22 protein-coding genes are annotated in these 25,553 nt (G+C 45.0%); 1 reads left to right on the forward strand and 21 read right to left on the reverse strand.

The annotated features are described in order from the left end of the window. Positions 1 to 132: 132 nt before the first annotated feature. The 19 genes from rodZ to trmJ form a co-directional block, all read right to left on the reverse strand. Positions 133 to 1,206 carry a cytoskeleton protein RodZ gene (rodZ, locus tag AACS92_RS06650; RefSeq protein WP_099110580.1) on the reverse strand — a complete coding sequence of 358 codons (1,074 nt, stop codon included), beginning with the start codon at positions 1,204 to 1,206 and terminating at the stop codon, positions 133 to 135. A 143-nt stretch (positions 1,207 to 1,349) separates the two neighbouring features. Then, positions 1,350 to 1,793 carry a fimbrial assembly protein gene (locus AACS92_RS06655; protein WP_099110582.1) on the reverse strand — a complete coding sequence of 148 codons (444 nt, stop codon included), beginning with the start codon at positions 1,791 to 1,793 and terminating at the stop codon, positions 1,350 to 1,352. Positions 1,794 to 1,864: 71 nt separating this feature from the next. After that, positions 1,865 to 3,061, reverse strand: a complete 1,197-nt coding sequence (locus AACS92_RS06660) for a bifunctional tRNA (adenosine(37)-C2)-methyltransferase TrmG/ribosomal RNA large subunit methyltransferase RlmN (RefSeq protein WP_099110652.1) — start codon at positions 3,059 to 3,061, stop codon at positions 1,865 to 1,867. 321 nt (positions 3,062 to 3,382) lie between these two features. After that, positions 3,383 to 3,811 carry a nucleoside-diphosphate kinase gene (gene ndk, locus AACS92_RS06665; protein ID WP_086956086.1) on the reverse strand — a complete coding sequence of 143 codons (429 nt, stop codon included), beginning with the start codon at positions 3,809 to 3,811 and terminating at the stop codon, positions 3,383 to 3,385. Between the two features lie 420 nt (positions 3,812 to 4,231). Continuing rightward, the gene (locus AACS92_RS06670) at positions 4,232 to 4,558 is read right to left on the reverse strand and encodes a hypothetical protein (protein WP_241537967.1); all 327 of its coding nucleotides are present in this window, start codon (positions 4,556 to 4,558) and stop codon (positions 4,232 to 4,234) included. Positions 4,559 to 4,742: 184 nt separating this feature from the next. Beyond that, entirely contained in the window at positions 4,743 to 7,064 is a 2,322-nt protein-coding gene (gene pbpC / locus AACS92_RS06675; protein ID WP_099110583.1) for a peptidoglycan glycosyltransferase PbpC, read from the reverse strand. A 78-nt stretch (positions 7,065 to 7,142) separates the two neighbouring features. Beyond that, positions 7,143 to 12,218 carry an alpha-2-macroglobulin family protein gene (locus AACS92_RS06680; protein WP_099110585.1) on the reverse strand — a complete coding sequence of 1,692 codons (5,076 nt, stop codon included), beginning with the start codon at positions 12,216 to 12,218 and terminating at the stop codon, positions 7,143 to 7,145. Between the two features lie 70 nt (positions 12,219 to 12,288). Continuing rightward, positions 12,289 to 12,717 (reverse strand): enhanced serine sensitivity protein SseB C-terminal domain-containing protein, encoded by a 429-nt coding sequence (locus AACS92_RS06685; RefSeq protein ID WP_099110586.1) that lies wholly within the window; start codon positions 12,715 to 12,717, stop codon positions 12,289 to 12,291. Positions 12,718 to 12,845: 128 nt separating this feature from the next. Further along, positions 12,846 to 13,286 carry a GNAT family N-acetyltransferase gene (locus tag AACS92_RS06690; RefSeq protein ID WP_099110588.1) on the reverse strand — a complete coding sequence of 147 codons (441 nt, stop codon included), beginning with the start codon at positions 13,284 to 13,286 and terminating at the stop codon, positions 12,846 to 12,848. A 21-nt stretch (positions 13,287 to 13,307) separates the two neighbouring features. Then, positions 13,308 to 14,633, reverse strand: a complete 1,326-nt coding sequence (gene pepB, locus AACS92_RS06695) for an aminopeptidase PepB (protein ID WP_099110589.1) — start codon at positions 14,631 to 14,633, stop codon at positions 13,308 to 13,310. A 186-nt stretch (positions 14,634 to 14,819) separates the two neighbouring features. Then, positions 14,820 to 15,014, reverse strand: coding sequence for a Fe-S cluster assembly protein IscX (gene iscX / locus AACS92_RS06700; protein ID WP_099110591.1), 195 nt, complete (start codon positions 15,012 to 15,014; stop codon positions 14,820 to 14,822). Between the two features lie 154 nt (positions 15,015 to 15,168). Beyond that, positions 15,169 to 15,504: an ISC system 2Fe-2S type ferredoxin gene (fdx, locus tag AACS92_RS06705; RefSeq protein WP_099110592.1), complete on the reverse strand. Its 336-nt coding sequence runs from the start codon at positions 15,502 to 15,504 to the stop codon at positions 15,169 to 15,171. Between the two features lie 2 nt (positions 15,505 to 15,506). Continuing rightward, on the reverse strand, positions 15,507 to 17,354 hold the full coding sequence (gene hscA / locus AACS92_RS06710; RefSeq protein ID WP_099110593.1) for a Fe-S protein assembly chaperone HscA: 1,848 nt from the start codon (positions 17,352 to 17,354) through the stop codon (positions 15,507 to 15,509). A gap of 127 nt (positions 17,355 to 17,481) precedes the next feature. Next, positions 17,482 to 18,003, reverse strand: coding sequence for a co-chaperone HscB (gene hscB / locus AACS92_RS06715; protein WP_099110595.1), 522 nt, complete (start codon positions 18,001 to 18,003; stop codon positions 17,482 to 17,484). A gap of 31 nt (positions 18,004 to 18,034) precedes the next feature. Next, positions 18,035 to 18,358, reverse strand: a complete 324-nt coding sequence (gene iscA, locus AACS92_RS06720; protein WP_099110596.1) for an iron-sulfur cluster assembly protein IscA — start codon at positions 18,356 to 18,358, stop codon at positions 18,035 to 18,037. A gap of 260 nt (positions 18,359 to 18,618) precedes the next feature. Then, complete coding sequence (iscU, locus tag AACS92_RS06725) at positions 18,619 to 19,005, reverse strand: Fe-S cluster assembly scaffold IscU (protein ID WP_099110598.1); 387 nt, start codon at positions 19,003 to 19,005, stop codon at positions 18,619 to 18,621. 24 nt (positions 19,006 to 19,029) lie between these two features. Further along, complete coding sequence (locus AACS92_RS06730; protein ID WP_099110599.1) at positions 19,030 to 20,244, reverse strand: IscS subfamily cysteine desulfurase; 1,215 nt, start codon at positions 20,242 to 20,244, stop codon at positions 19,030 to 19,032. A gap of 59 nt (positions 20,245 to 20,303) precedes the next feature. Then, complete coding sequence (gene iscR / locus AACS92_RS06735) at positions 20,304 to 20,798, reverse strand: Fe-S cluster assembly transcriptional regulator IscR (protein ID WP_099110601.1); 495 nt, start codon at positions 20,796 to 20,798, stop codon at positions 20,304 to 20,306. 139 nt (positions 20,799 to 20,937) lie between these two features. Beyond that, positions 20,938 to 21,699 carry a tRNA (cytosine(32)/uridine(32)-2'-O)-methyltransferase TrmJ gene (trmJ, locus tag AACS92_RS06740; protein ID WP_099110654.1) on the reverse strand — a complete coding sequence of 254 codons (762 nt, stop codon included), beginning with the start codon at positions 21,697 to 21,699 and terminating at the stop codon, positions 20,938 to 20,940. A gap of 125 nt (positions 21,700 to 21,824) precedes the next feature. Between trmJ and suhB the strand changes: the two genes are divergently transcribed. Next, positions 21,825 to 22,628, forward strand: a complete 804-nt coding sequence (gene suhB, locus AACS92_RS06745; protein WP_099110602.1) for an inositol-1-monophosphatase — start codon at positions 21,825 to 21,827, stop codon at positions 22,626 to 22,628. Positions 22,629 to 22,734: 106 nt separating this feature from the next. On the opposite strand, the gene AACS92_RS06750 is transcribed toward suhB, so the two are convergent. Next, the gene (locus tag AACS92_RS06750; RefSeq protein WP_099110604.1) at positions 22,735 to 23,961 is read right to left on the reverse strand and encodes a 3-phenylpropionate MFS transporter; all 1,227 of its coding nucleotides are present in this window, start codon (positions 23,959 to 23,961) and stop codon (positions 22,735 to 22,737) included. Between the two features lie 112 nt (positions 23,962 to 24,073). Beyond that, positions 24,074 to 25,327, reverse strand: a complete 1,254-nt coding sequence (gene glyA, locus AACS92_RS06755; RefSeq protein ID WP_099110605.1) for a serine hydroxymethyltransferase — start codon at positions 25,325 to 25,327, stop codon at positions 24,074 to 24,076. Positions 25,328 to 25,553 lie beyond the last annotated feature (226 nt).

Genomic DNA, 25,553 nt, shown 5'->3' on the forward strand with positions numbered 1-25,553 from the left:
ACATCCCTGTATTTTATTTATAAAAATTACAACTATGCTGTGGTGAATAATACACATAGACGAACCTGAACCCCAGCTCAACATTCGTCTCAAAGTATGTGCCCAGTAAACGTGTCAAAACCATAAATCCGCTTATGGCAGTGTCAGTCTGGCATTGGTGCCTTTCTTAATAAACGCATCCATATTCACACGTTTTCCCTGAAACTCTACCTCGACCTGAGCAGGTGCCCCGATATTAAGTGAATAAGGTAAAGCACCTGATAATTTCAGGCTATCGCCCTTACTTTTGGTACCACTAAACAGTTTCTTACCGTTGGCATCTTTAATTTCCAGCCAGCATCTGCCTTTGAAATTAAATACCAGTTCATTGCTGTTCGCGACACTGGACTGATTTTCAGTCGTTGATAAGGGGGTTGTTGTTGATACAGGATTCGTTGATGACACAGCATCTGGCGTGATATTCGTTGTAACTGAATTCTCTGCTCCCTGATTTACAGGAGAAACACCAGTGGAGGCAGTATTGCCAGAAGCTGTCAGCGGCTGACTACCCGACTGTGGCACTGAGCCAGTCTGAGTTGATGAAGGAGCACCGGAAGATAATGGCACCTGACTGTCTGTAGTTGTGCTATTTAATGGTACTTGTACATTCTTCTCTGTCTGAGCTGTACCAGATTGCACTTCTGTCGTATTTAGGTTGGAACTGGCTGTCACAGATTGAGTATCACTCAGTTCACTGGCAGACTTTTGTGCCTGTATATCAGACTGTTCTGTCATTGAAGCCAAGTCTTTTTGCTGAATATTATAATTCTGCCACCACCACACACCTGTCATACCCAATAACACAATAATGACAAGCCATGTGAATTTCATCAGCCAGCCATCACGTTTCTTACGTATTTTTTGGGCAGAAAAGCTCTGCATCTGAGATGTTTTTACTGCCTTATGCTGCATCTGTACATCGATCTTGGCTAAGATCTCAGACTCAGGCACCTGAACAAGTTTCGCATAAGCACGGATATAACCGCGAAAAAATGTGGGTACGATATTGTCAGGAACATTATCTTCTTCAATATCACGAACAGTGGACACTTTAAGACACAAGCGATCTGCCACAGTCTGCTGAGAAAGCTCATGTTTTTCACGAGCTTGACGCAAGATCTGACCCGTTGTCAGATTAGCTTCTTCTGGATGAGTTTCAGTCTTCATTATCTAAGGACACTGGTACTGTTCAGGTTAAAATATTCACACAAGTTAATTGACTATCAGACACAATTTAACTTGTGTAGCGAAATCATTTCATACTGCATAAAACGTAGGCAATCATTTATCACAACTCCTACTTATTGCAATTATTCACCGCAATGGGCATAGAAGCCGGTGTTACTCTTTATAACCAAATTATCTGTGACCAAATTGTCCGAGACCAAATTTTTAGCTTCTTTATACCGTCTTTGTTCACAGAGAAAAACGTAATAATGACCTATTACAGTATCATCTCCTGCTCCGTACTGCATTGCCATTCTGTAGTGACGGTCGGCGGATTCAGGCTGGTCCGCATATTGTTCATGCAACGCCATTCCCAAATGAGCTTGCGGATGACGGGGTTCAGCCAGTAAAACTTTCTGAAAATGAAATCTGGCAGCCGATAAATTCCGTTCTGCCAGATACGCTTTCCCTAACTGTAATCGGGTATCTACTGCAACAGCATGATGAGCCCGGTTCTGAGAATGTTCCGCACAACCAGCCACCAGACTCAAACAAACTATAGACCAATTTATTGATTTCCGTATCATATCATTTTCATTTATAAGGATATGTCAAACTTCGCCAGATTTTTAGCCAATTACAAGAATTGAACAAAAAATTAGACTGTTTTTACCTGAATAGGTTCACCTGCCAGACGTTTTCTCATTGTCCGCTTGGTTCTGTCGATAACTTCGCCAGCTAGCTGTCCACAGGCAGCATCGATATCATCACCTCTGGTTTTTCGCACGATGGTAGTAAAGCCATATCCCATCAGTACTTTGGAAAAACGGTCAATCCGGCTGTTGGAGCTACGCCCGTAAGGTGCTCCGGGGAACGGGTTCCAGGGGATCAGGTTGATTTTACTTGGTGTATCTTTCAGACATTCTGCTAATTGGTGAGCCTGTTCCACGCTGTCATTCACGTGATCGAGCATCACATACTCTACAGTGACCCGTCCCTGATTAGCATTCGACTTAGTCAGATAGCGGCGGACACCAGCCAGAAACTCTTCGATATTGTACTTACGGTTAATCGGTACAATTTCATCACGGATATCGTCAGTTGGTGCATGAAGAGAAATTGCCAGAGCGACGTCGATCATATCACCCAGTTTATCCAGTGCAGGCACTACGCCGGATGTTGATAGGGTTACGCGACGTTTTGACAGGCCAAATCCAAAATCATCCATCATGATTTCCATGGCCGGCACCACATTGTTCAGGTTCAGCAACGGCTCACCCATGCCCATCATTACCACGTTGGTGATTGGACGGCGACCACTGGATTTCAGCGAGCCAATAATTTTAGCGGCACGCCAGACCTGACCAATAATTTCAGAAACCCGCAGGTTGCGGTTAAAACCCTGTTGAGCAGTAGAGCAAAACTTACATTCTAAAGCGCACCCTACCTGAGATGAGACACACAGTGTCGCCCGGTCATCTTCCGGAATATAAACTGTTTCGACCTGTTGATCGCCAACAGTAATTGCCCACTTGATAGTACCATCCGAAGAACGCTGTTCTTCTGCAACTTCAGGTGCTCTGATTTCAGCAACCTGTTGTAGTTTTGCCCTGAGCACTTTATTGATATCAGTCATTTGCTCAAAGTCGTCATAGCAATAGTGGTACATCCATTTCATGACCTGATCGGCACGAAAAGGTTTTTCCCCCATTTCAATGAAAAACTGACGCATTTGTTTGCGGTTGAGATCAAGCAGATTAATTTTGCCGCTTGTCTTATCCCGCGTAAAAGTCTTATCAGGTGTGAAAGAAGTGGCAAAAGTTGAACATTGTTCGGCTGTATTAGGTTGGGACATTGTCTGGGACATATTGTTACATCGCCTCGTTGTTACACTTTCGGCTCTGTGCTGATTGTATTTCAGCACTAAGTTTTCATGCGGTGACTACTGATTCAGTAAACAGACTTCATATTCATAAACATAACTCAATACATGTTCTCTTTTGCGAAAACATATCCAGCGTTAATCGTTTGTTGAAATGAAATAATAAACGCCCCGCTAAGTCAAATCAGCGGGGCGCGACATTGTACAAACTTTACTGTTCAGATGCTACGAGAACTAAACATCCCGACCATCTTTCAGGTCGTCTTTTTGAAGCGGCTCGAAACTTATTGAATATTAGCTGCGAGAGAAAACTTCATCATCACTGAAGAAGTAAGCAATTTCACGGTTTGCAGATTCAATGGAATCTGAGCCGTGTACCGCATTTTCAGTAAAACTGTCGGCATAATCAGCACGCAGAGTACCGGCCAGCGCGTTGTCCGGGTTAGTTGCACCCATCAGATCACGGTGACGCTGAACTGCATTTTCACCTTCCAAAACCTGTACCATGATTGGGCCGGATGTCATGAACTCTACCAGACCATCAAAGAAAGGGCGGCCTTTGTGCTCGGCATAAAAACCTTCAGCTTGTTCACGAGTTAAATGCAGCATTTTAGCAGCGATGATTTTAAAACCGGCACTTTCAAAACGAGCATAGATGGAACCGATAACATCTTTCTTCACAGCATTAGGTTTAATAATGGAAAAAGTACGTTCAATCGTCATTGGATAACCCCTTTGGCACTTTCAGCGATGATTCATTTTAATTTTATATTCCCCCTGATAACACAGAAGGACAGAATTTATCCTGTTTTCCTGACAGGAATAAAAATAGGCGTTGATTATAGGAGGAGACTTTCGGCTTGCCTACAAAAAACACAACATTTTATTAAAACATTCTTAGCGAAAATGATAATTTTTTAGCACAAATCACATTTTTGCAGTACAAACCAATTAAAGACGATACGAGTTAAACACATTTTCAGCACTAACTCCTATTTCAGATATCTTACTTTTCTATCGATATGCACTGTCTTATTGATTCATTTTATAAAATAATGCCTATGCAGGCGATAATTTCCCGCTTAGGCATTCTGACCAAGATCATTGACTTCGCGCGTTATATCATTATTTAAACAACTTCAGTTACAAAACCGTATCTTTCACACACTGAATAAAAGGCTTAACCTGTTCTTGTCTTTTCTCATCCAGTGGTTTTTTAGTTTCATCAGAAACTTCAAATTGCCCTGTAAACTGCTCATTACTGTCTTTTGTTGTCTTATCAGAAGTACCGATAATGCTAATAGTATATTTATGTCCTTCAGGTAATAAATGTGTGCATTTTTTCAATGCGCCCTGATTAACCACTTCTTTAATGACTATTTTATTATCAATATCTTTTGCTGATGTATCTGCCAAAGAAACGGGTATATAAAATAAACCCAGTAACAAAGCATATGAAACAACTTTCATCTTTATTTCCTCACTGGTTGAATTAACATACAGCTATTAAATAAATTACAACTTACTGACTCAACATCTTAAAAGATCAATATATTCCGAACAGAGCAGCAATAAGTTTACTTTAAAATAAAAAATACGCTTAATTTTTTGTCTATGACGAAATTTTTGACCTACACCACAAATCGTAACCGGATTATTTTAATACAAAATTAATTATGCTGATTTGCCCACTCAGATCTAAAACACTAAGCTGATATTTTCCTGGCTGTGACAATGTTTTCGTCCACGACTGGTTATTTTCAGTCACGGTAACCTGCTCACCATTCAAAAACCACCATTGTTGTCCCTGCCCGCCCTGTGTTGCTACCCGCAGATCCAACGTCCGTTGACCGGGCAAGCGAGTCAGAACATCCCCTTCTCGGATACCGGTAATCAATAACGGTGCGTCATCTGTTTTCATTGGCGGGCACTGAGGATTAATTGGAGGAAGACGATTTGCCCGACGCTCTTTCTCTGGCAGCCATGCTTCCAGTGCAATAGGCCATAAAGAGATTGTTTCAGGTCGGGCATCAGTGCAATCGGCAGCAACACGTAAATCGTTTTTATCGACCCATATCTGTTCATGGATACCCGAAATCGATTCCTGCCCCGTAGATGGCAGTGTCGGCGGGATAGTGTTATCCAGAATCCAGCTCAAACGGCGCTGACGGCAGTTGCTGTCTTCCGACTGGAATGCCGTACCACTCGGCCAGCAAATAACTGCCTGACTAACATTCTCCGGTCGCGGATCAACAGGAATAGGTTGCGAACCATAGCGCAGATCAGCCATCAATAATCCATGAATCTGGTTCATGATAGGAATTGCAGTCGCATAACCAGACTGCCCTGCTACAGGTGTCCCGTCCGGCCTGCCGACCCAGACACCAATGGTGTATCGGGCATTTAAACCGATTGCCCATGCATCACGATAGCCATAACTCGTGCCTGTTTTCCATGCCAGTGGCACTTCGGCAGGTAAGACATTATCCGGTAGCGGGCGGCTTTCCCCTGCCATAATCCGCCTGACAATCCAGGCGGCTCCCGGAGTAAAAAGCTGTCTGTCCCTCAGTTCCTGCTGTGCAGTAAAGCGTAACGGAGAGACTTTTCCCTGACGGGCAAACGCGCTATAAACAGAAACCAGCTGATCCATACGAACCGACGTTCCTCCCAGAATCAGCGCCAGATTCGGCTCACTTCCCAGAGGGAAACGCAGCGTCATACCTGCATTACGCAAATTGGCAGTAAACCGTTTCGCGCCATAGGCTTCCAGAAGCTGTACTACAGGTAAGTTTAGTGAACGAGTCAGTGCCTCACTGGCACTGACCGGGCCATTAAACCCACTATCAAAATTTCCCGGCCTATAATTATCGAAACGGCGGGGAACATCCTGTAAAAGAGATTCCGCATGGATCAGACCATCATCCAGCGCCATTGCATACAGAAAAGGTTTTAATGTCGAACCCGGAGAGCGCCATGCGCTGACCATATCAACATGGCCAAAACGGCTGTTATCCTGAAAATCCGCCGAGCCAATATAAGCCTTCACTGTCATATCAGTATGATCGACCACCAGCACACCAATTGATGTTTTTTCCGCTAACTGATATTTCCAGTTAATCACCATATCTTCCAGTTGGCGCTGCAAGCCGGTATCAATAGTGGTTCGGATAATTTCCTGCTGATTATTGAGAGCCATTCTCCTTGCCAACAAAGGGGCAAGTTGAGGAACCTGACGGGGAGCCAGCCACAAATTTTCTTCCTCAATATCCGCCACTTTTTCTGCTGACCAAACACCATATTGCTTCAATCGCTGCAATACCTTGTCACGGGCAGCCTGAGCCCGCTCAGGATAGCGATCCGGCCTTAAACGACTCGGAGCCTGTGGCAAAACTGCCAATAATGCCGCTTCACCGGATGATAAATCTGACGGCGATTTTCCCAGATAGGCCCAACTTGCCGCCCCGATGCCCTGTAACGTGCCGCCAAATAGCGCCCGGTTCAGATACATCTCCAGAATTTCATCTTTCGAATAGTGCCACTCTAATTGCAGAGTACGCCAAAGCTGTTTGAACTTGCCGCCAAAAGTACGTGAGTGAGGATCTATCAAACGGGCAACCTGCATAGAGATCGTACTTCCCCCCGAGACAATTTTACCAGCGCGTATATCCTGCCAAGCTGCCCGTAACAATGAAGCTGGGTTCACTCCCAGATGCTGGTAAAACCAACGGTCTTCATAGGTTAACAAAGCCTGAATATATTCAGGAGAAACCTGCTCTAGAGTCACGGGATAACGCCAGATCCCTTCGCTATCAGCAAAGCGCCATAAGGGTGAACCATCAGCTCCTACCACAACGCGTGCGGCAGTGACGTTTTTTAATGGTAACGGCCAGATTTTGTCGGCTAGCCATAAGGTGGCAAACAGTGTGAATAAGATGGCCGGAGTGAGCAGACAGATATGGTAGAAAAATCTTTTCATTAAAACAGAATCCAAAAAACAGCCCTTATCACTAGACATAAGGGCTGACCAGAAATCATGATTGAAAATCAGTCCCGATTAACGGACAACTTCCAGTTTTTCACCTGTTTCACCCACGGCACGCCAGTAAGGTACGTACATGGATTCAACCTGGGGAGCCGGAATTTGATAAACCCCCGGTGCAACAGCACGGGCTAAATATAACAGGGTAACTGGCTGGTAAGGCTCTACAGAAACAGCAGCAACAAAACGATCATCCCGGTACTCCATATGACGAATATTTGCTCTTTGCATTCTGTAAATCATATCCTGTAAATCTGTTGCGCTTTCACTCAGGCTGGCGCTGCTGTATGCCAGATTTTGGTTTTCAAGCTCCAATCCTGCTGGCAGGAGATCAACAACCAGCGCATCTGAAACAGGTTGGGTCGCACTGATTTCCAGTTTTACAATCACCAGTTCGCCGCTATTTAGGCGATCCGGTGTGTAAGTTTTACCCGTCAAATCAAGATAGGTACGCTTAATATTCAGTATGTTTGAATAAGGCTCTGGTTTTTTCAGAGGGTAACCCACCACATTCAGCCGTGAATACAGGGAATTGTCCCCCCGATTACTTATCTCAATACCATTCAGGAGCTGTTTGGCAGACAAAGCGTTATTTAACGCAGTATCGCGGTTAATCGGTGGTATTTGTCGGTTAATGACGGCTTTCCAAGGCTGTTCACTGGCATCAATAAAATAACGTCCGGCCAGATAAAGCGCATTACTTTCCTGCGTTGAAAAGTACTTTCGGGACGAAAGTTCATTGGATAATGCAAGTAGCTTTTCATCCCGCTCTTTCTGCAAGATGTTGTTTTCAGTCAACAGGGCGACAATCAATGCATCGTCACGTATTGTGCTGCCGTAATCAAGCAATCCATAACCCGGTTGACGGGATTTAGACACACCGGAGTGAATGGCTTCATTGCCTCGGTTATCATCTCCCATCATTCTTAATGCTATGCCTAATTGCACCAGAGACAATCCACTATCAGCCTGCTCCCGCTGCTCGTAGAGTTGTCTCAAGCTACTTAATGGCGCTTTTTGCTGGCTGGCTAAAACCAAACCGGCGTAAGCCCGCACAGAAAACTGTGTCGCACTGTGCGAACCGCTATAGCGATCGTTGATGATGTTTTTATCCTGCAAGTAACGCAGTAGCCGGTTATTGGCATTTTTCAGGGCATCAACCGGAATACTGTAGCCCTGCTGATTGGCACGGAACAGGAAATCAGCCGCATATGCGGTTAGCCAGAATTCTTCTTCACCATGACGATCCCAAAGAGAAAAACTGCCATCATGACGTTGCATACTCAGCAGATGTGTAATACCGGCGTCAATGGCTGCCCGACGACTTTCATCAGTTTGTGTCTTAATGCCCAGCTTTTTCAGTTCAGCTTCATTGGAATAGAGAGACGGATAAAGCCCGCTGATTGTCTGTTCCAGACAGCCATATGGGTAAGCATATAATTCACCGATATAACGCGCGATTTGGAGTGGTGGCCTGCTGGTCAGTAAAAGCTGACCTTCCAATGTTTCCGGTGCCAGACCTGTGATCGCATCTGGCGGTAACAGCCATTCTTCATCTTGCCGGATAACATCCGCAAACTGTCTGGTGACAGCAGGGTATGCCGGACGAACACCTATTTTCCAACTGTTTTTGTATTGCTGTATCTCGTTGGATACCTTCAGGCCGTCAACGGTCAGGGAAATTTCACCTTGTCCAAATCCATAATCAGCTTTAACCGGAATTTGAATCGTTACCCTTTTTCCTGTTTCCAGCGTGATGGTGTTATTCTCAGATCCCTGTAATTGTATCAGCCCGGTTGTAGCAAAATTCAATGTCAGCTTTTGCGGCTGCTCAGTGAGATTAGTGAGATCTAATGCCAGTTGAGATTGATCACCACCAGCCATAAAACGCGGTAATGACATCTGCGCAACCACTGGTGCGGCGACAGTAACTTTGCGTTCACTGTTTCCGAATTCGTCATCGCTCCATGCCTGCGCCATTAGCCTGAGTTCACCATTAAAGTCAGGAATTGGTAACGTAATCTCCCCTTCGCCATCAGCATTCAGGCTAATAGGTTTAGCCTGTTCCGCCAGAATATTGACGACTGTCAGTGGTTTTTTACCGCCTCTTTCCGGCTCACCTTCACCACCATCACCACCAAAGCGTAAATTTGCCTTGCGCCCTTCGCTTTCAATCAGATGTCCGTAAACATCATACTGGTCAACGCTATAACGCTTACGCCCGAAAAATGCCCCATAGGGATCCGGTGTTTTAAAGTCAGTAATACTGAGGACACCAGAATCAACAGCAGAAAGCAGTACATAAACCTGCTTTGGCAACTCTCTGCCTTTTTGAGGTGTTACCTTAATTTTGACAGAAAGGTTCTGATTAGGGCGTACTTTGTCCGGCGCGCTGAGCATCAGATCCAGCTTACGCCCTTCATCCATCAATGGTAAGTGTAAGACGCCGATTGCCCGTTTTGATGTTGCCTGACGGTTTTTATCTCCCGGTCGTACCACAACTGCGGTCAGATACAGATCATGACGCGCCCATGTTTGATTAATCGGTACATCAATATCCAGACCTTGTGCCGGCACATTAATTTCCTGCCACCATAACGGACCATCACTGGATTCGAGTAATAAATAGCCTTTACCTGCCTGTGGGGCAGCTATATGCAGTTTGACTTTATCCCCCGGTTTATACGCAGGTTTATCCAGTGATAATTTAACCTGATCCGGCCGGACGGCTCCTGTTCCCTCGGTATTATCCTGCCATGAATAGCCGGCCCAAAAGTTCAGACTGGTGATCAGTTGATTTTTCTGATTCACAACTTCAATACGATAAGAACCCCATTTAACCGGAAAGCTGATTTTTGCTGTACCATCTTCCACAATTTGAACAGGCTCATCTGCCATCATCAGATCTTTCTGGTCATATCCAGAATCCCAGCCACCACTGTCAGACCAGCGCCAATAATAATCACGGCGTTCGTATATCAAGCGAGCTCTCAAGTCATTCGTGGCGTATTTTTTACCATTGGCATCCGCATAAACAACATCAAACTCCGCCAGCGAGTTTTCATTAACGTTATAACGGGATTCATAGTGATCTGTGTAATAGTTATAATTCGATTTTTTATTGAATAGCGGGCGTATACCAACCAGTTTTTCAGCAGGCCAGACCGCCTGTTCAGCATGGCGTGTTACCGGGCGCCCTCCTGCTTCAAGCAGGCTGGCTTGTACGAGGATGCTTACTGGGGAAGATACATATCTCCAGTTATCCTCACCGACAGTAATGTTAGTTTTTCCTTCGCTATTCAGGGCTAAATCAAACTCATCCAGTGTTCTGCTTAACTCTTCTTCTTTCGACGAGCCAAACTCATACCCTGATAGCTTCGCTACTGCATCACGGTTCGGACGCATGAATAACTGGCCCTGTAGCCGATTTTCGGCTGCCGGAGCACCATACAAATAACGGCCCGTAATGGAAAAGTTAACACTTTCGTTTTTCTGTATTGGTCGACTATCCGTATTTCCTTTAATTTCTAAGGCCATACGCTCAGGCATAAAGTCTTCAACGTTGAATTTGTAATAACGTGGAGTGTTATCTCCCAAATCCAAACGCAGTGACCACACCCCGGTTTCAGCAGACTGTGGGATTGAATAACGATATTGGTACAGCCCATTTTCAGGCTGCCAGACAAAACTGCGCGCAACCTGATTATCGGCTTTTAATATATCCACTTTTACCGGCTGAGGTTTCAGTAAACGACCATCCGCATCACGCAGTAAGCCATTAACAATCAGTGTTTCGCCCGGACGATAAAGATCCCGGGGGCCGAATACAAAAAACTGCCTGCTATACCCTTGTTCACCACCGATATCAAATTCAGACAGATCCAGTGCGGGGGATGACAAATCAATCATACTGACTTGCTCGCCCTGCGTTGCCAGCAACAAGGCCGCTTTGGAACTTTTTTCCAGCGTGGCATGGCCATTACTGTCTGTCGTGTTTTTTGCCAGAAGTTGCCCATTAATATCCAGTACACGAACTTCAACACCTTTCAGGCCGGAACCCTGCTCCAGTGATTGAGCAAAAACATCTATCTGATTCAGATAGCTATGCATTGAGACGCCAATATCACTCCGCGTAAACAGAATTGCTGGGTTAGTGTAAGCATATTTTCCGGCCTGCTGCATAACGGCCAGATAGGCACCGCTCTTTTGCAACTCTTTAATATCGTGCAATGGCAATAACAGTTTTTCACGGGTATTCGGTGTCGGGTTCAAGTCAAAACGACCGGTATAGACCAAATCTGCATTTTCCAGTAATCGCTCAGAATCCCAGGAAGTTATACCTCTGAGGTATCGCCCGTGAGCGATAAACATGGGTAATGAAGCTTCTTTGATGCGGAAAAAATTAACATCGACCCGATCAACATTCAGTGCCAGAACGGGTAATCCTTCTGCTAGTTTACTGGGTAAAAGTACACCTTTACTGGCAAAACCGACAGCCGGTTGAATTGAGGCAGTCTGGAATTTTTTTTCATAGACATTGAACAGACTGCTCCCGTTGATACCCTGTAAACCATCATCAATAGTTAATATTAATTGGCGCTTTGGAGGCAAATGGCGGAGTCTCAGCTCCATTTGGTTATCTGATAATTCCCATGCACCATCTAATTTGCCGGATTTAACATCAACCAAATGAACTCGCTGAGCAAAATTTTGATTAGGATTCAGAGGAACAGAGAATGTCACGACCATTGCACTGGCACCATCCAGCTGTACTTCTGAAGCATCTAAAATGGTGACATCTTTACCCGCATATTGCTCTTCCAGTGATTGGCTTGGCAGGGATTGGCTTGGCAGGGATTGGGTTGCTGGAGATTGTGTTGCTGGGGAGTGAGAACCGCGACTGGCGGTATCGGTTATTTCTGAAGGTGCCGGAATTGCTGATGTTTCCGGTTTTATACTCTTTTCATTATCCTGCGATTGATCGCATCCAGATAAAATACCTAGCGCAAAGAATGCAAACAAAGTAACAACCATTGACGTGATTGTGCGTTTTTTCCTTGTTGCCCATTGCCTCAGTTGATGTTGACACATAACCATAATCCTTATTGTTCACCGGCTGGCACTCATTCATTACACGATCCCTGTGTTAATTAATATTTATTTATTGATTGAGTACAGGAATAGTCTCCCTCAGCCAACTGCCCAGTTTCCGTTGGTAGAAAGGCTGAGTATGTTGAATCAGGTAGTGGCTTATCCCGCCATCTTTTTCATCAAGCAGGCAAAAATCCACTGATTCATCTTCATTCAGGTGTTCACAAGCTACCTCTCCAGCAGTCTGGATCAGTATATTAATGTCACCGTCTGACTGTATCCCACTCAGCTCCAGACCAATTAACAGATTGGGGTTTTCATCCTGCCCTTTATCGTGTGCCATCACCAGAAAAGCACGGCGTACAGGTTTATGCTGTTTAAATAAATTAATCAGGGCTTCAATAAGCTGGACTGGTTGTTCTTCTAGTTGGCTGAGAGTAATACGACTTCCACTCGGAACCTCAATTTCAGTGGCAACGGCTTCGTTTGACAAGCTCATGAAAATCTCCGAACAGTATATATGTTGATACAGATGTTAAAGGCAGAGTTATACCCAATAAAAAGTGCTAAATCATAGCCTCCCCATATGAGGAGGCCAGAAAACAGGAAAGCAGAAGTATTCAGATATCACAACAGCTTATACATAAATATTCTGGCATTTCCCGCCGGTTTACAGGCGACTTCACCAAAAGCCGTGTATCCGTGTTTGAGGTAAAATTCAGGTGCCTGAATGGACATCGTGTACAACGTCACAGCATGACAACCACGCTGGCGGGCTTTTTCCTCAGCTTTTCTGAGTAACACACTGCCCAGTCTCTGACTTCTGAGTTCATCAGGGAGATAAAGATAGTTGATGAAAAGCATGCCAAGTGACGTTCGTCCGACCAAACCGCCAATCACTTCCCCATCGCTATCCCGGATATAAATATCCAGAGGCTGGTTACCCTGCTCGCCTGTCTGCCTGATATTCCATTGATCGAGTAATTCACTGACCCGTTCACGCGCATGTGGATCATTTTCGTCAGAATCCGTGATGTCAAAGTCGGGTAGCACAATGTCCTGATTCATTACATTTTCCTTCCTATGCGCTTATTTTGCTTTTGTCAGCAGTAAGTTGGCGATGGTGCGAACACCATAACCTGTTGCACCTGCCGACCATTGTTCAACCGCAGATGAACGATAGGTTGCTGAACAATCGATATGTACCCAACCTTTTTTGTAATTCTCGACAAAATGAGACAGGAAAGCAGCGGCAGTACTTGCGCCAGCCGTGTGAGAAGGTGCAGCAATGTTATTCAAATCAGCAAAGTTGGATGGCAGCTGATTGCGGTGGAATTCAGCCAATGGCAGACGCCAGAATTGTTCATGCTCTGTATCCGCTGCAACCAATAAATCCGCCGCCAGTTGATCATCAAAACTGAAAACAGAGTGGTAATCGTTACCCACTGCCATTTTTGCAGCACCCGTCAATGTCGCTGCATCAATGATCAAAGGGGCATTTTCTGCACTAGCATCAATCAAACCGTCAGCCAGTACCAGACGGCCTTCTGCATCAGTATTCATGACTTCAACGGTTTTACCGTTACGATAGCGAATGATATCACCCAGTTTGAATGCATTCCCGCTGACCATATTATCAGCAATGCACAGGAACAGTTTTACACGCTGTTTCAGACCACGGCTGATTGCCAGTGCCAGCGCACCTGACAGAGTTGCTGAACCACCCATATCAGATTTCATGGCGCTCATCGAGTTAGATGGCTTCAGGCTATATCCGCCTGAATCGAAAGTAATACCTTTTCCGACTAAGCAGGCAAATACGGGTTCATTTTTGTTTGTTGTTGGGTTGAAATCCAGCTCCAGAAAAACAGGAACACGGGAAGAACCACGACCAACAGTATGGACACCAACATAGCCCTGCTCATATAACGCATCACCTTTTATGATGCGATAACTGATAGCATCTGGCGCTACATTGTTAATTAAATCGATAACACGCTGAGCAAGCTGCTCTGGCCCTAGTTCTTCGGCAGGCAGGTTGACGGTATCACGCACCCAGTCGATGAATTTAATTCGATGTTCCAGTTCCTGCTTTTCTTCGACATTCAGTTGCGGCCATTCAATAGTGCGCAGTCCTTTTGGTGCCCGGAAACCGAGCCAAAACGCCCAGCTTTTTTCCAGATCCCAGCCTTCACCGGCCAAAGCCACATTATAGATACCTTGCCCATTAATTTTACGTCCGGCACGCTGGATCAACGCCAGTTCACTGTTTATGTCAGATTTCTCGCCTGACATATGGATCATCATTCCCTGATCATTTGAGCTAATTAGCGCTTTTTCACCCCAGCATGCTTTAGCTGGCTCATAAGACAGAGTTATCGGCATGATTTGCGCCGGTATAGCGTTTTTGGTCATTATCTTTCTCTCTTCTTATTTTTACTGTATTAGGATCATTATTAGAGTAATAAATGTAAAAAAACTGGCGGATGCCAGTTTTTCATTAAATACAGACTATGCCAAGTCATTGGGCAAAAATTGGTGAGTTAGTACTGTTTTTCGCATTATTTGTTTGCGTAACATGACTTCTAAGATTCAGCTCTGTTATTCAAACTCATCTAACCAAACCAATAAAATGGCTTCTAATACTTTTTCGTTGGATTTTTCTGGGTTGTCATCAAAACCATCCAGTTCGCAAATCCATTGATGCATGTCGGTGAAACGCACTGTCTTAGGATCTAAATCCGGGAACTTATCATAAAGTGCTTCGCCAATTATACGGCTGTCAGACCATTTCATTTTTTGTTCTCCTTATACACTTCGTCTTTCAAGTTGCCTCTTTGTTGGCTGCGCTCGCTCACCCCAGTCACATAGTTATCTATGCTCCTGGGGATTTACTCCCTTGCCGCCGCGATGCATCTTGAAATCCATTGTGTATAACTTTATTTTAAACTCAGTGCTCACGCGCGTGGTTGATCGTGTATTTAGGAATTTCAACAACCAAATCCTCATCAGCAACTTTAGCCTGACAGCTCAAGCGACTTTCCGGCTCCAGTCCCCACGCTTTATCCAGCATGTCATCTTCCAGTTCCTCACTTTCTTCCAATGAGTCAAACCCTTCTCTGACGATACAGTGACAAGTGGTACATGCGCAGGATTTTTCACAGGCATGCTCAATTTCAATACCGTTTCGCAGTGCAACATCCAGAATTGATTCGCCTTCTTTAGCGTCCAATACTGCACCTTCAGGGCAAAGTTCGTTATGAGGTAAAAATACAATTTTAGGCATAATTAAATTTCATCCACAGAATGGCCCGCCAAAGCCCGGCGGATCGATGTGTCCATGCGACGCGCAGCAAATTCCTGCGTTTGCTTGTCCAATTGTTTAATTGCACTTTCGATCGCTTCAGGAGACGTTCCCTGAGCACTTTCAATTAATACTTGTACGGCAGCATCAATTGCAGCATGTTCTTCCTGACTGAGTAAATCAGCGTCTTTTTCCAGCGCACTGGTTAAGCTTTCCAGCACACGTGCTGCTTCTACTTTTTGCTCAGCCAATTTACGCGCCTGAATATCTTCCTGCGCATTACTCATTGAATCTTTGATCATTCGAGCGATTTCTTCATCAGACAGACCGTAAGAAGGTTTCACCTGAATAGAAGCTTCAACACCCGTTGATTTCTCCAGTGCACTGACACTCAGTAAACCATCAGCATCAACCTGAAAAGTGACGCGGATATGCGCACCACCTGCCGGCAACGGAGGAATTCCCCGCAGCGTGAAACGCGCCAGAGAACGACAATCAGCCACCAATTCGCGTTCCCCCTGAACTACGTGGATGCTCATTGCACTCTGACCGTCTTTGAAGGTCGTAAATTCCTGCGCCCTTGCGACAGGAATAGTGGTGTTGCGCGGAATAACCTTTTCAACCAGCCCGCCCATCGTTTCAAGGCCCAGTGACAGCGGAATAACATCCAGCAACAGCATTTCACTGTCTGGCTTGTTACCTGCCAGAATATCCGCCTGTATTGCCGCTCCAACCGCAACAACTTTGTCCGGATCGATTGAGGTCAGCGGTTCACGATCAAAAAATTCGCCTACCATGCTGCGCACCAGCGGAACTCTTGTTGAGCCTCCCACCATCACGACCTGTAACACTTCGTCAGCTATCACGCCAGCATCTTTCAATGCCCGACGGCAAGCCAATAAAGTACGTTTAACCAGTGTCGTAATTAATTCATTGAATTCGGTGCGGGTAATATTGCCCTGCCAGTCAGCAAAATTAATTGAGACTGAATCTTCATCACTCAATGCAATTTTAGTTTGTGTCGCAACATCCAGTAACTGACGCTGTAACCCGTGGTCAGTATCAGTAATCCCGGCCTGCTCACGGATCCAGTCTGCCAGCAGATGGTCAAAGTCATCACCACCCAGTGCGGTATCACCGCCCGTTGCTAATACTTCAAAAACACCACGGCTCAAACGCAGGATAGAAACGTCAAATGTTCCGCCGCCCAGATCATAAACAGCAATCACACCTTCCTGACCAGAATCAAGCCCGTAAGCAATCGCAGCCGCAGTAGGTTCATTCAGGAGGCGAAGGACATGCAAACCTGCTAAGCGAGCAGCATCTTTCGTGCCCTGACGCTGAGCGTCATCAAAATAAGCGGGAACGGTGATAACAACACCATCAAGTTTACCATCCAGTGTTTCTTCTGCCCGTTGAGCCAACGATTTCAATATGTCAGAAGAAACCTGAATAGGATCAACCAAACCTGCCGCTGTATTAATTAACGGCAACCCATTTTCACTGGCCTGAAATTGATAAGGAAGATTTGGGTAACGCTGCTGAATATCAGCCAAAGAGCGCCCCATCATACGTTTGACAGAGCTTATCGTATTAACAGGATCAAAAGCCGCCTGTTGACGGGCCTGCCAGCCGATCTGAATTTCATCTTTGCAATATTGTACAACTGAAGGAAGCAAGTGACGGTTTTCACTATCTGCTAAGGTCTCAGCCTGACCACTGCGGACTGTCGCAACCAGGGAGTGTGTTGTACCAAGATCAATCCCCGCAGCCAGACGACGCTGGTGTGGTGCGGCAGATAAACCAGGTTCACTGATTTGTAATAAAGCCATGTGTGCCCCTATAAAAACCAATTATACCCGTCTTTCAAGCTGCCTCTTTGTTATTGGCCTCAATATAACTTGAAATTTCTCGGATATACTAAATCAGCCCCGCATTGTTCACTAAAACGCGATTCAGCTAAAAATCATCCAACAGCCGTTCTTCCAGCTGTTCGACCTGCTGTTGCAATTTATCCAGAAAGCGTAACTTACGGACAGTATCGGCTGCAATTGACCACTGTTCTGCATCCAGCTGCTGTTCCATCTGCTCACTACGAGTTTTAATCATTTTATTCAGGCGAGATGAAAAACCAGCCAATGCAGCATCCGGCTCGGCACTATGTTCAATAGCATCAAGCTCTTCACGCAACTCTAACTGTTGCATCAGGAAAGCCGTATCCTGCATCGTGTGCTGTTCACTGGATAAGTTAAACCCTTGCTGAGATAGCATATATTCTGCACGTTTCAGGGGGTGTTTCAGAGTCTGGTAACCATCATTAATGGTTGCAGCCTGTTGAAGTGCCAGCGTTTTTTCACGCTCTGGCTGGTTGGCAAAACGATCAGGATGAAACTGACGCTGTAACTCCTGATAGCGGGTCGCTAATTGTTGGCGATCGATTGCATAACGCGCAGACAACCCGAATAAAGTAAAGTAGTCCATAAGTTACTCTTGGTTTCGCAAAATACGGGGGTTAAACGTTAAAACTTTCCCCACAGCCGCATTCGCCGGAAACATTGGGGTTGTTGAATTTAAAGCCTTCATTCAGGCCTTCTTTGACAAAATCCAACTCAGTTCCATCAAGGTAAACAATGCTTTTACCGTCAACGATAACTTTCACACCCTTATCTTCAAAAATCTGATCTTCATCATTAACTGTATCAGCAAATTCAAGTACATATGCCATACCAGAACAGCCGGAAGTTCTCACTCCCAGACGCAGACCAACACCTTTTCCACGATTATCAAGGAAAGCCAAAACACGCTGGGCTGCACTTTCTGTCAGGGAAATTGACATACAACACCTCACTTTTAAAACTATTAATTTTGAATACTATTATCTTTGAAGCTATCACTTTCAAAGCTGCCATCTTCAAAATCAGTAAAGGTGGATATTAAAACAATATCCACCAGAATTATATTTACCCGTCGTATTTCAAGTCGTCTCTTTGTTGGCTACGCTCATTCACCCCAGTCACATAGTTATCTATGCTCCTAGGGATTCATTCTCTTGCCGCCTCGATACAACTCGAAATCCATAGAGTATATTTAGAAGAATTATTTGGCCTGACGCTTGCTCTTATAATCTGCAATCGCAGCTTTAATTGCATCTTCTGCCAGAATAGAACAGTGAATTTTCACTGGTGGCAGCTCCAGTTCATCGGCAATCTCAGTGTTTTTGATTGCTTCTGCCTGATCCAGTGATTTTCCTTTCATCCACTCTGTTACCAGAGAACTGGATGCAATCGCGGAGCCGCAGCCATAAGTTTTAAAACGTGCGTCTTCGATAATACCGTCATCGCTGACTTTAATTTGTAGTCTCATGACGTCACCACAAGCCGGCGCACCAACCATTCCACTACCCACTGAAGGATCTTCACTATCAAATGACCCTACATTGCGTGGATTCTCGTAGTGATCAATTACTTTTTCGCTGTAAGCCATGTCGTTACTCCTGAAACTGTCTGATTAATGATGAGACCATTCGATGGTGCTGAGATCCACTCCCTGCTTGAACATTTCCCACAATGGAGAAAGATCACGCAGATGACCAATCGCGTTATGAATCAACTTGATTGCATAGTCTATTTCTTCTTCTGTGGTAAAACGCCCCAAAGAGAAACGAATAGAACTGTGTGCCAGCTCATCATTCATGCCCAGTGCGCGCAGAACATAGGAAGGCTCCAGGCTCGCAGAAGTACATGCTGAACCGGAAGAAACCGCTAAGTCTTTCAGTGACATCATCAATGATTCACCTTCAACATAATTGAAGCTGACATTCAGAATGTGTGGTGCACCCAGTTCCAAATCACCGTTCAGGTAAACTTCTTCAATATCTTTGATACCGTTCCATAAACGCAGGCGTAAACCACGCAGACGTTCTGACTCGGCTTGCAGTTCTTCTTTTGCAATGCGGTAGGCTTCGCCCATGCCGACGATCTGGTGAACAGGCAGTGTACCGGAACGCATACCACGTTCATGACCGCCGCCGTGCTGCTGTGCTTCAATACGGATACGAGGTTTGCGACGAACATACAGACCGCCGATACCCATCGGGCCATAAATCTTATGAGCCGAGAAAGACATCAGGTCAACTTTCAGTTTGCTGAGGTCAATAGGCAGTTTCCCGACACTCTGAGTCGCATCAACGTGGAAAATGATGCCACGACTGCGGCACATATCACCGATGGTCACGATGTCCTGAACAATACCAATTTCGTTGTTGACGTGCATGATAGAAACCAGAATCGTATCGTCACGCATTGTGGCTTCCAGCTCTTTCAGATCGATCATGCCGTTGCTCATTGGTGAAAGGTAAGTCACTTCAAAACCTTCACGCTCCAACTGACGACAAGTATCCAAAACAGCTTTATGTTCAGTTTTACTGGTAATAATGTGCTTGCCTTTTTTCTGATAGAATTTCGCTGCACCCTTAATACCGAGGTTATCTGACTCTGTTGCACCTGAAGTAAAGACGATTTCACGCGGGTCGGCACCGATAAGATCAGCAATCTGGTTACGCGCAATATCAACCGCTTCTTCAGCCTGCCAGCCAAAACGGTGTGACCGGGAAGCAGGGTTACCGAAAACCCCGTCCATAGTCAGATAATTCATCATCTTTTCAGCAACACGAGGGTCAACCGGCGTTGTTGCTGAATAGTCCAAATAAATGGGTAATTTCATTGCTCACATGCTCCGTAAGACACTTTTAATACATTTGTTTGCCGCTTATTTACCACTAATTAAGCACGCAGGTTAACGTTAATCATTTCTTGAACCCGGCCATTAGCTGTACGGCGCTTATCGCTGTCTTGACGATCAGCAACGTCTAAAACTTCTTGGTTGTTCACTAATTCTTCTAAACTGATGCTGTTCAGGAAGCTCGTAATGCGCTCGCTAAGATCACGCCATAATGTATGAGTCAGACAGCGATCACCGCGCTGACAGCCTTCCCTGCCCTGACAGCGAGTTGCATCTACGGATTCATCAACAGCAGAAATTACTTCGGCAACGAAAATCTTACCGGCATCTCTGCCCAGCAGATAACCGCCACCCGGACCACGGACGCTAGAAACCAGACCATTCTTACGTAGGCGAGAAAACAACTGCTCAAGATAGGAAAGGGAAATTCCCTGACGTTCAGATATGTCAGCTAGTGGCACCGGCCCTTCTTGTGAATGCAATGCCACATCTAACATGGCAGTTACCGCATAACGTCCTTTTGATGTCAGTCTCATAACAAAAACTCCATGGTGAAATATGGGTCAAATTGTGGCATTCCTGAGCGTTTTAGTCAACTATTTAACCTAGTAATTTACTCAACTATTATTTAGTTGTCTTTCATCCTGTTACCGCTCACAAGCCCCATTTCTGATCCTATTTCCGGCCAGATTCAGACGATTTATTAGCCCATTTTTCCATAGAAGTCAGAATGCCACGCAGGATATTCAACTCCTGAGTTTCCGGACGGGCACGGGTATAAAGACGCCGTAATCTGTTCATTATCTGCCCAGGATGCGCTTTGCGAATAAAGCCGGAATGACTTAATACCTGTTCAAGATGCTGGTAAAAACGCTCCATATCTTCAACAGGCGGGTATTCCGCTTCATGCTCTGTCGCATCCGCTTTTTCCTGTTTTTCCTGAGCAGTAAGAGCAAGGTACGCCATTCGGATCTCATAACTGACCAACTGAACAGCCATAGCCAGATTCAGCGAACCATATTCCGGGTTAGTAGGAATATAAAGATGGTAGTGACACTTCTGGAGTTCTTCGTTAGTCAGACCCACACGTTCACGACCGAAAACGATAGCTACCGGTGAGTTCTGAACAGCGCTGACACAGCGTTCACCACACTCCCGCGGTTCCACCATTGGCCAGGAAAGTGTACGGGAACGGGCACTGGTTCCGATAACCAATTCACACCCGGACAGTGCTTCATCCAGCGAATCCACAATCGTTGCATTACCAATGACATCACTGGCACCTGCGGAAAGTGCGATTGCATGAGAATCAGGCAAAACAAGCGGATTGACCAGATACAGATTGGTTAACCCCATGGTTTTCATAGCTCTGGCAGTTGAACCCATGTTGCCCGTGTGGGAAGTTTCTACCAGGATAATGCGGATGTTCTCTAACATGACGGCTTTTAATTTCAGTATAAGAGCCGAATATCTTAACACAGCATTAGTCATTTTGACGAACTACTGCTATACTGCGCGCCGATTTGTTTCCCGTTCTTTAAAATTCTGGTGGAAGATACCCCATGCATCCGATGCTAAATATCGCTATACGCGCTGCTCGTAAGGCCGGCAACCACATTGCCAAAAGCTATGAAACTCCTGACGCTGTTGAAGCAAGCCAAAAAGGCAGTAACGATTTTGTCACTAACGTTGATCGTGATGCAGAAAGCATGATTATTGACATTATCCGCAAGTCCTACCCTAAGCATACTATTATCACTGAAGAAACTGGTGAACACTTAGGTGAAGATAGCGATGTCCAATGGGTAATCGATCCACTGGATGGCACCACCAACTTTATCAAACGTCTCCCTCATTTCGCTGTTTCCATTGCTGTGCGCATCAAAGGCCGCACCGAAGTTGCTGTGGTTTACGATCCAATGCGTAACGAACTGTTCACTGCTACCCGCGGTCAGGGTGCACAGCTGAATGGCTATCGCCTGCGTGGTGCGAACGCCCGTGATCTGGATGGCACTATCATTGCTACCGGTTTCCCATTCAAAGCTAAACAACACGCTATCCCTTATATGAACGTATTGGGTAAATTATTTGAACGCTGCGCAGATTTCCGTCGCACCGGTTCCGCAGCACTGGATATGGCTTATGTTGCTGCCGGCCGTGTTGATGGTTATTTCGAGATTGGCCTGAAACCATGGGATTTCATGGGTGGTGAACTGCTGGTACGTGAATCCGGCTGTATCGTGACTGACTTCGTTGGTGGTCACAACTACATCAGTTCCGGTAATATCGTTGCAGGCAGCCCACGTATTGTTAAAGATATGCTGTCTGAAATGCGTGAAGAATTGACTGAAGCACTGAAACGTTAATTAAAAAATAATTATCTGAGCAATGTTATTTACAGGGCACCAAAACGATAGGTGCCCTTTTTACTTAGTTTTTATTAATTTATTGTTTCTTATTTATAATTTAATTTCACACCGAATGAATTTGACCTTCAGCTTTAGGCCGTAAGAAAATCGCCGGTAATGCGACCAGTGCCATCACCCAGTAAATACCGCCACCCATATGTTCATACAGGAAACCGCCTACCGCACTCATAACAGCGATGCCGCCTCCCATTGCTAACGCAGAGTAGACTGACTGTAAGCGAATCACTTCATTTTCTTTTCTGGCACCGATAAAACGCATCGCCGCTAAATGGCAGACAGTGAAAGTCCCACAGTGCAGGATTTGAATAATAATCAGCACGGGTAGTTCCGTGAATGCTCCCATTAATCCCCAGCGAATCACCCCACAAATAGCAGAAAGTAGCAGAAGACTGCGAGCGCTCCAGCGGCGGAATAACTGTTTGCTGAAGGTGAAAATAACAACTTCAGCTACTACACCCAGTGACCAGAGATAACCGATAGTTGATGAAGAATAACCGGCTTTTTCCCAATAAATGGAACCAAAGCTGTAATAACCAGCATGAGCGGCCTGTAATAGCGTGACACATAATAAAAACTGCCACACTGATTTTTCGGATAATAACTTTTTGAATGATACTGTATTGGCGTTTTCTACCTTGATTTTACCCGCAGGCATAATAGACGGTTTCAGCATCATACCTGACAGCATAATGGCAACACTGATAATCAGAGAAGCAAGGATAATCTGGTGATGACCAAATAAATTACCACCAATCCAGTCATTGAGTTTATCAAAGGAAATACTGACATTTGATCCAAACTCAATACCGGAGGAAGAGAGTAATATACCGGTTAAAGAAGAACTGATAATAAAGGCAATCGATCCCCACACACGCACTTTGCCATAATCAAAAGTAAACTGCTTTTGCCATGTACCCGCTAAAGCATCTGATAAAGGGACTAACGGCGAAAAAAACAGGTTAAATCCTATCATTACAAGGCAAATCCAAGCCCAGTGGCTGCCAAAAGAAAAACTGACCGCAAAGATCAAAGCCAGAAAAGATAATAATCTTAACGCTGTAATTAATTTGGCAGGATCTTTAACGGTAGGAGAAATAATGAGACTGCCAACAAAACGGGAAACCAAACCAATGCCTAATATTATACCAATCATGGAAGGAGTAATGCCTTCTCCCTGTAACCAGACTGACCAGAATGGTAAAAAGATCCCAAAAGAAAAGAAATAGGTGAAATAGCCTAATCCCAGCCAAAATGTTGATGGAACAACCATCCTTTGCCCCCGTGTTTAATGCAAAAGTTTAATGCAAAAAAACCCGCTCAAAACTAATGAGACGGGCTTATTAACTATTTATTCAGTATTTATACTCAATAATTATTCTAAGTTATGCGTAGACCGGATATTTTGCGCAGATTGCCAATACTTTCTGTTTAACGCTTTCAATCACCGTTTCATCATTGATGTTATCCAGCACATCACATATCCAGCCAGCCAGTTCACTGGTTTCTGCTTCTTTGAAACCACGACGGGTAATTGCCGGGGTACCAATACGAATACCAGAAGTGACAAATGGGCTACGAGGATCATTAGGTACGCTGTTTTTATTGACGGTAATGTTGGCACGACCTAATGCTGCATCAGCTTCTTTACCCGTAATATCTTTATCCACCAGATCCAGCAGGAACAAATGGTTTTCAGTGCTGCCGGAAACAATGTTGTAACCACGCTGTAAAAACACATCTACCATGACTTTCGCATTCTTAGCGACTTGTTGCTGATACGTTTTGAATTCCGGTTCCATGGCTTCTTTCAGCGCAACCGCTTTACCTGCAATAACATGCATCAACGGGCCACCCTGACCACCAGGGAAAACAGCAGAGTTCAGTTTTTTATACAGCTCTTCATCCCCACCTTTTGCCAGAATCAGACCACCGCGTGGGCCTGCAAGTGTTTTGTGGGTTGTCGTTGTCACAACATGAGCATGAGGAACCGGGTTTGGATAAACACCTGCGGCAATCAGGCCGGCAACGTGAGCCATATCAACAAAAAGGTATGCACCGATTTCATCAGCAATTTCACGCATTTTTGCCCAGTCAACCACTCCAGAGTAGGCAGAGAAGCCACCGATGATCATTTTAGGCTGATGTTTCAGTGCCTGATTACGGATATCGTCGTAATCAATTTTTCCATTTTCATCAATACCATAGGGGACAACATTATAAAGTTTCCCAGAGAAGTTGACCGGAGAACCGTGAGTCAGGTGCCCACCGTGTGCCAGATTCATCCCTAAAACAGTGTCACCGGGTTGCAACAGCGTCATATATACCGCCATATTCGCCTGAGAACCTGAATGCGGCTGGACATTAGCATAATCTGCACCAAACAGCTCTTTTGCTCTGTCAATTGCCAGTTGTTCAACTATATCAACGTACTCACAGCCACCATAGTAGCGTTTACCCGGATAACCTTCCGCATACTTATTAGTCAGCTGAGAGCCTTGAGCCTGCATAACTCTTGGACTGGTGTAGTTTTCAGAAGCAATCAGTTCAATGTGTTCTTCCTGACGACGAACCTCCTGCTCCATCGCCTGCCACAGTTCGGGATCATAATTCGCAATATTCATTTCACGCTTTAGCATTTGGTTCTCCTGACTCAGCTACATCTTTGAAAAATACCCCTGAGGGCCAGAATGTGACACAGTGTAAACTCTTTTTATCAAATGAGATAGTCTTGACAGGACATTTTACGCAAACGATTGCTTTAAGACCTACCGCCCTATAGCCCATAATGTTTTTTATCCGTCCGGGATTTATCATTGATCTTTGTGATTCCTGTCAAATATTGTTGTTTCACAAATCCTGCGA

Source organism: Xenorhabdus sp. KJ12.1, assembly GCF_963876495.1.
In the GTDB taxonomy this organism is placed as follows: domain Bacteria; phylum Pseudomonadota; class Gammaproteobacteria; order Enterobacterales; family Enterobacteriaceae; genus Xenorhabdus; species Xenorhabdus stockiae.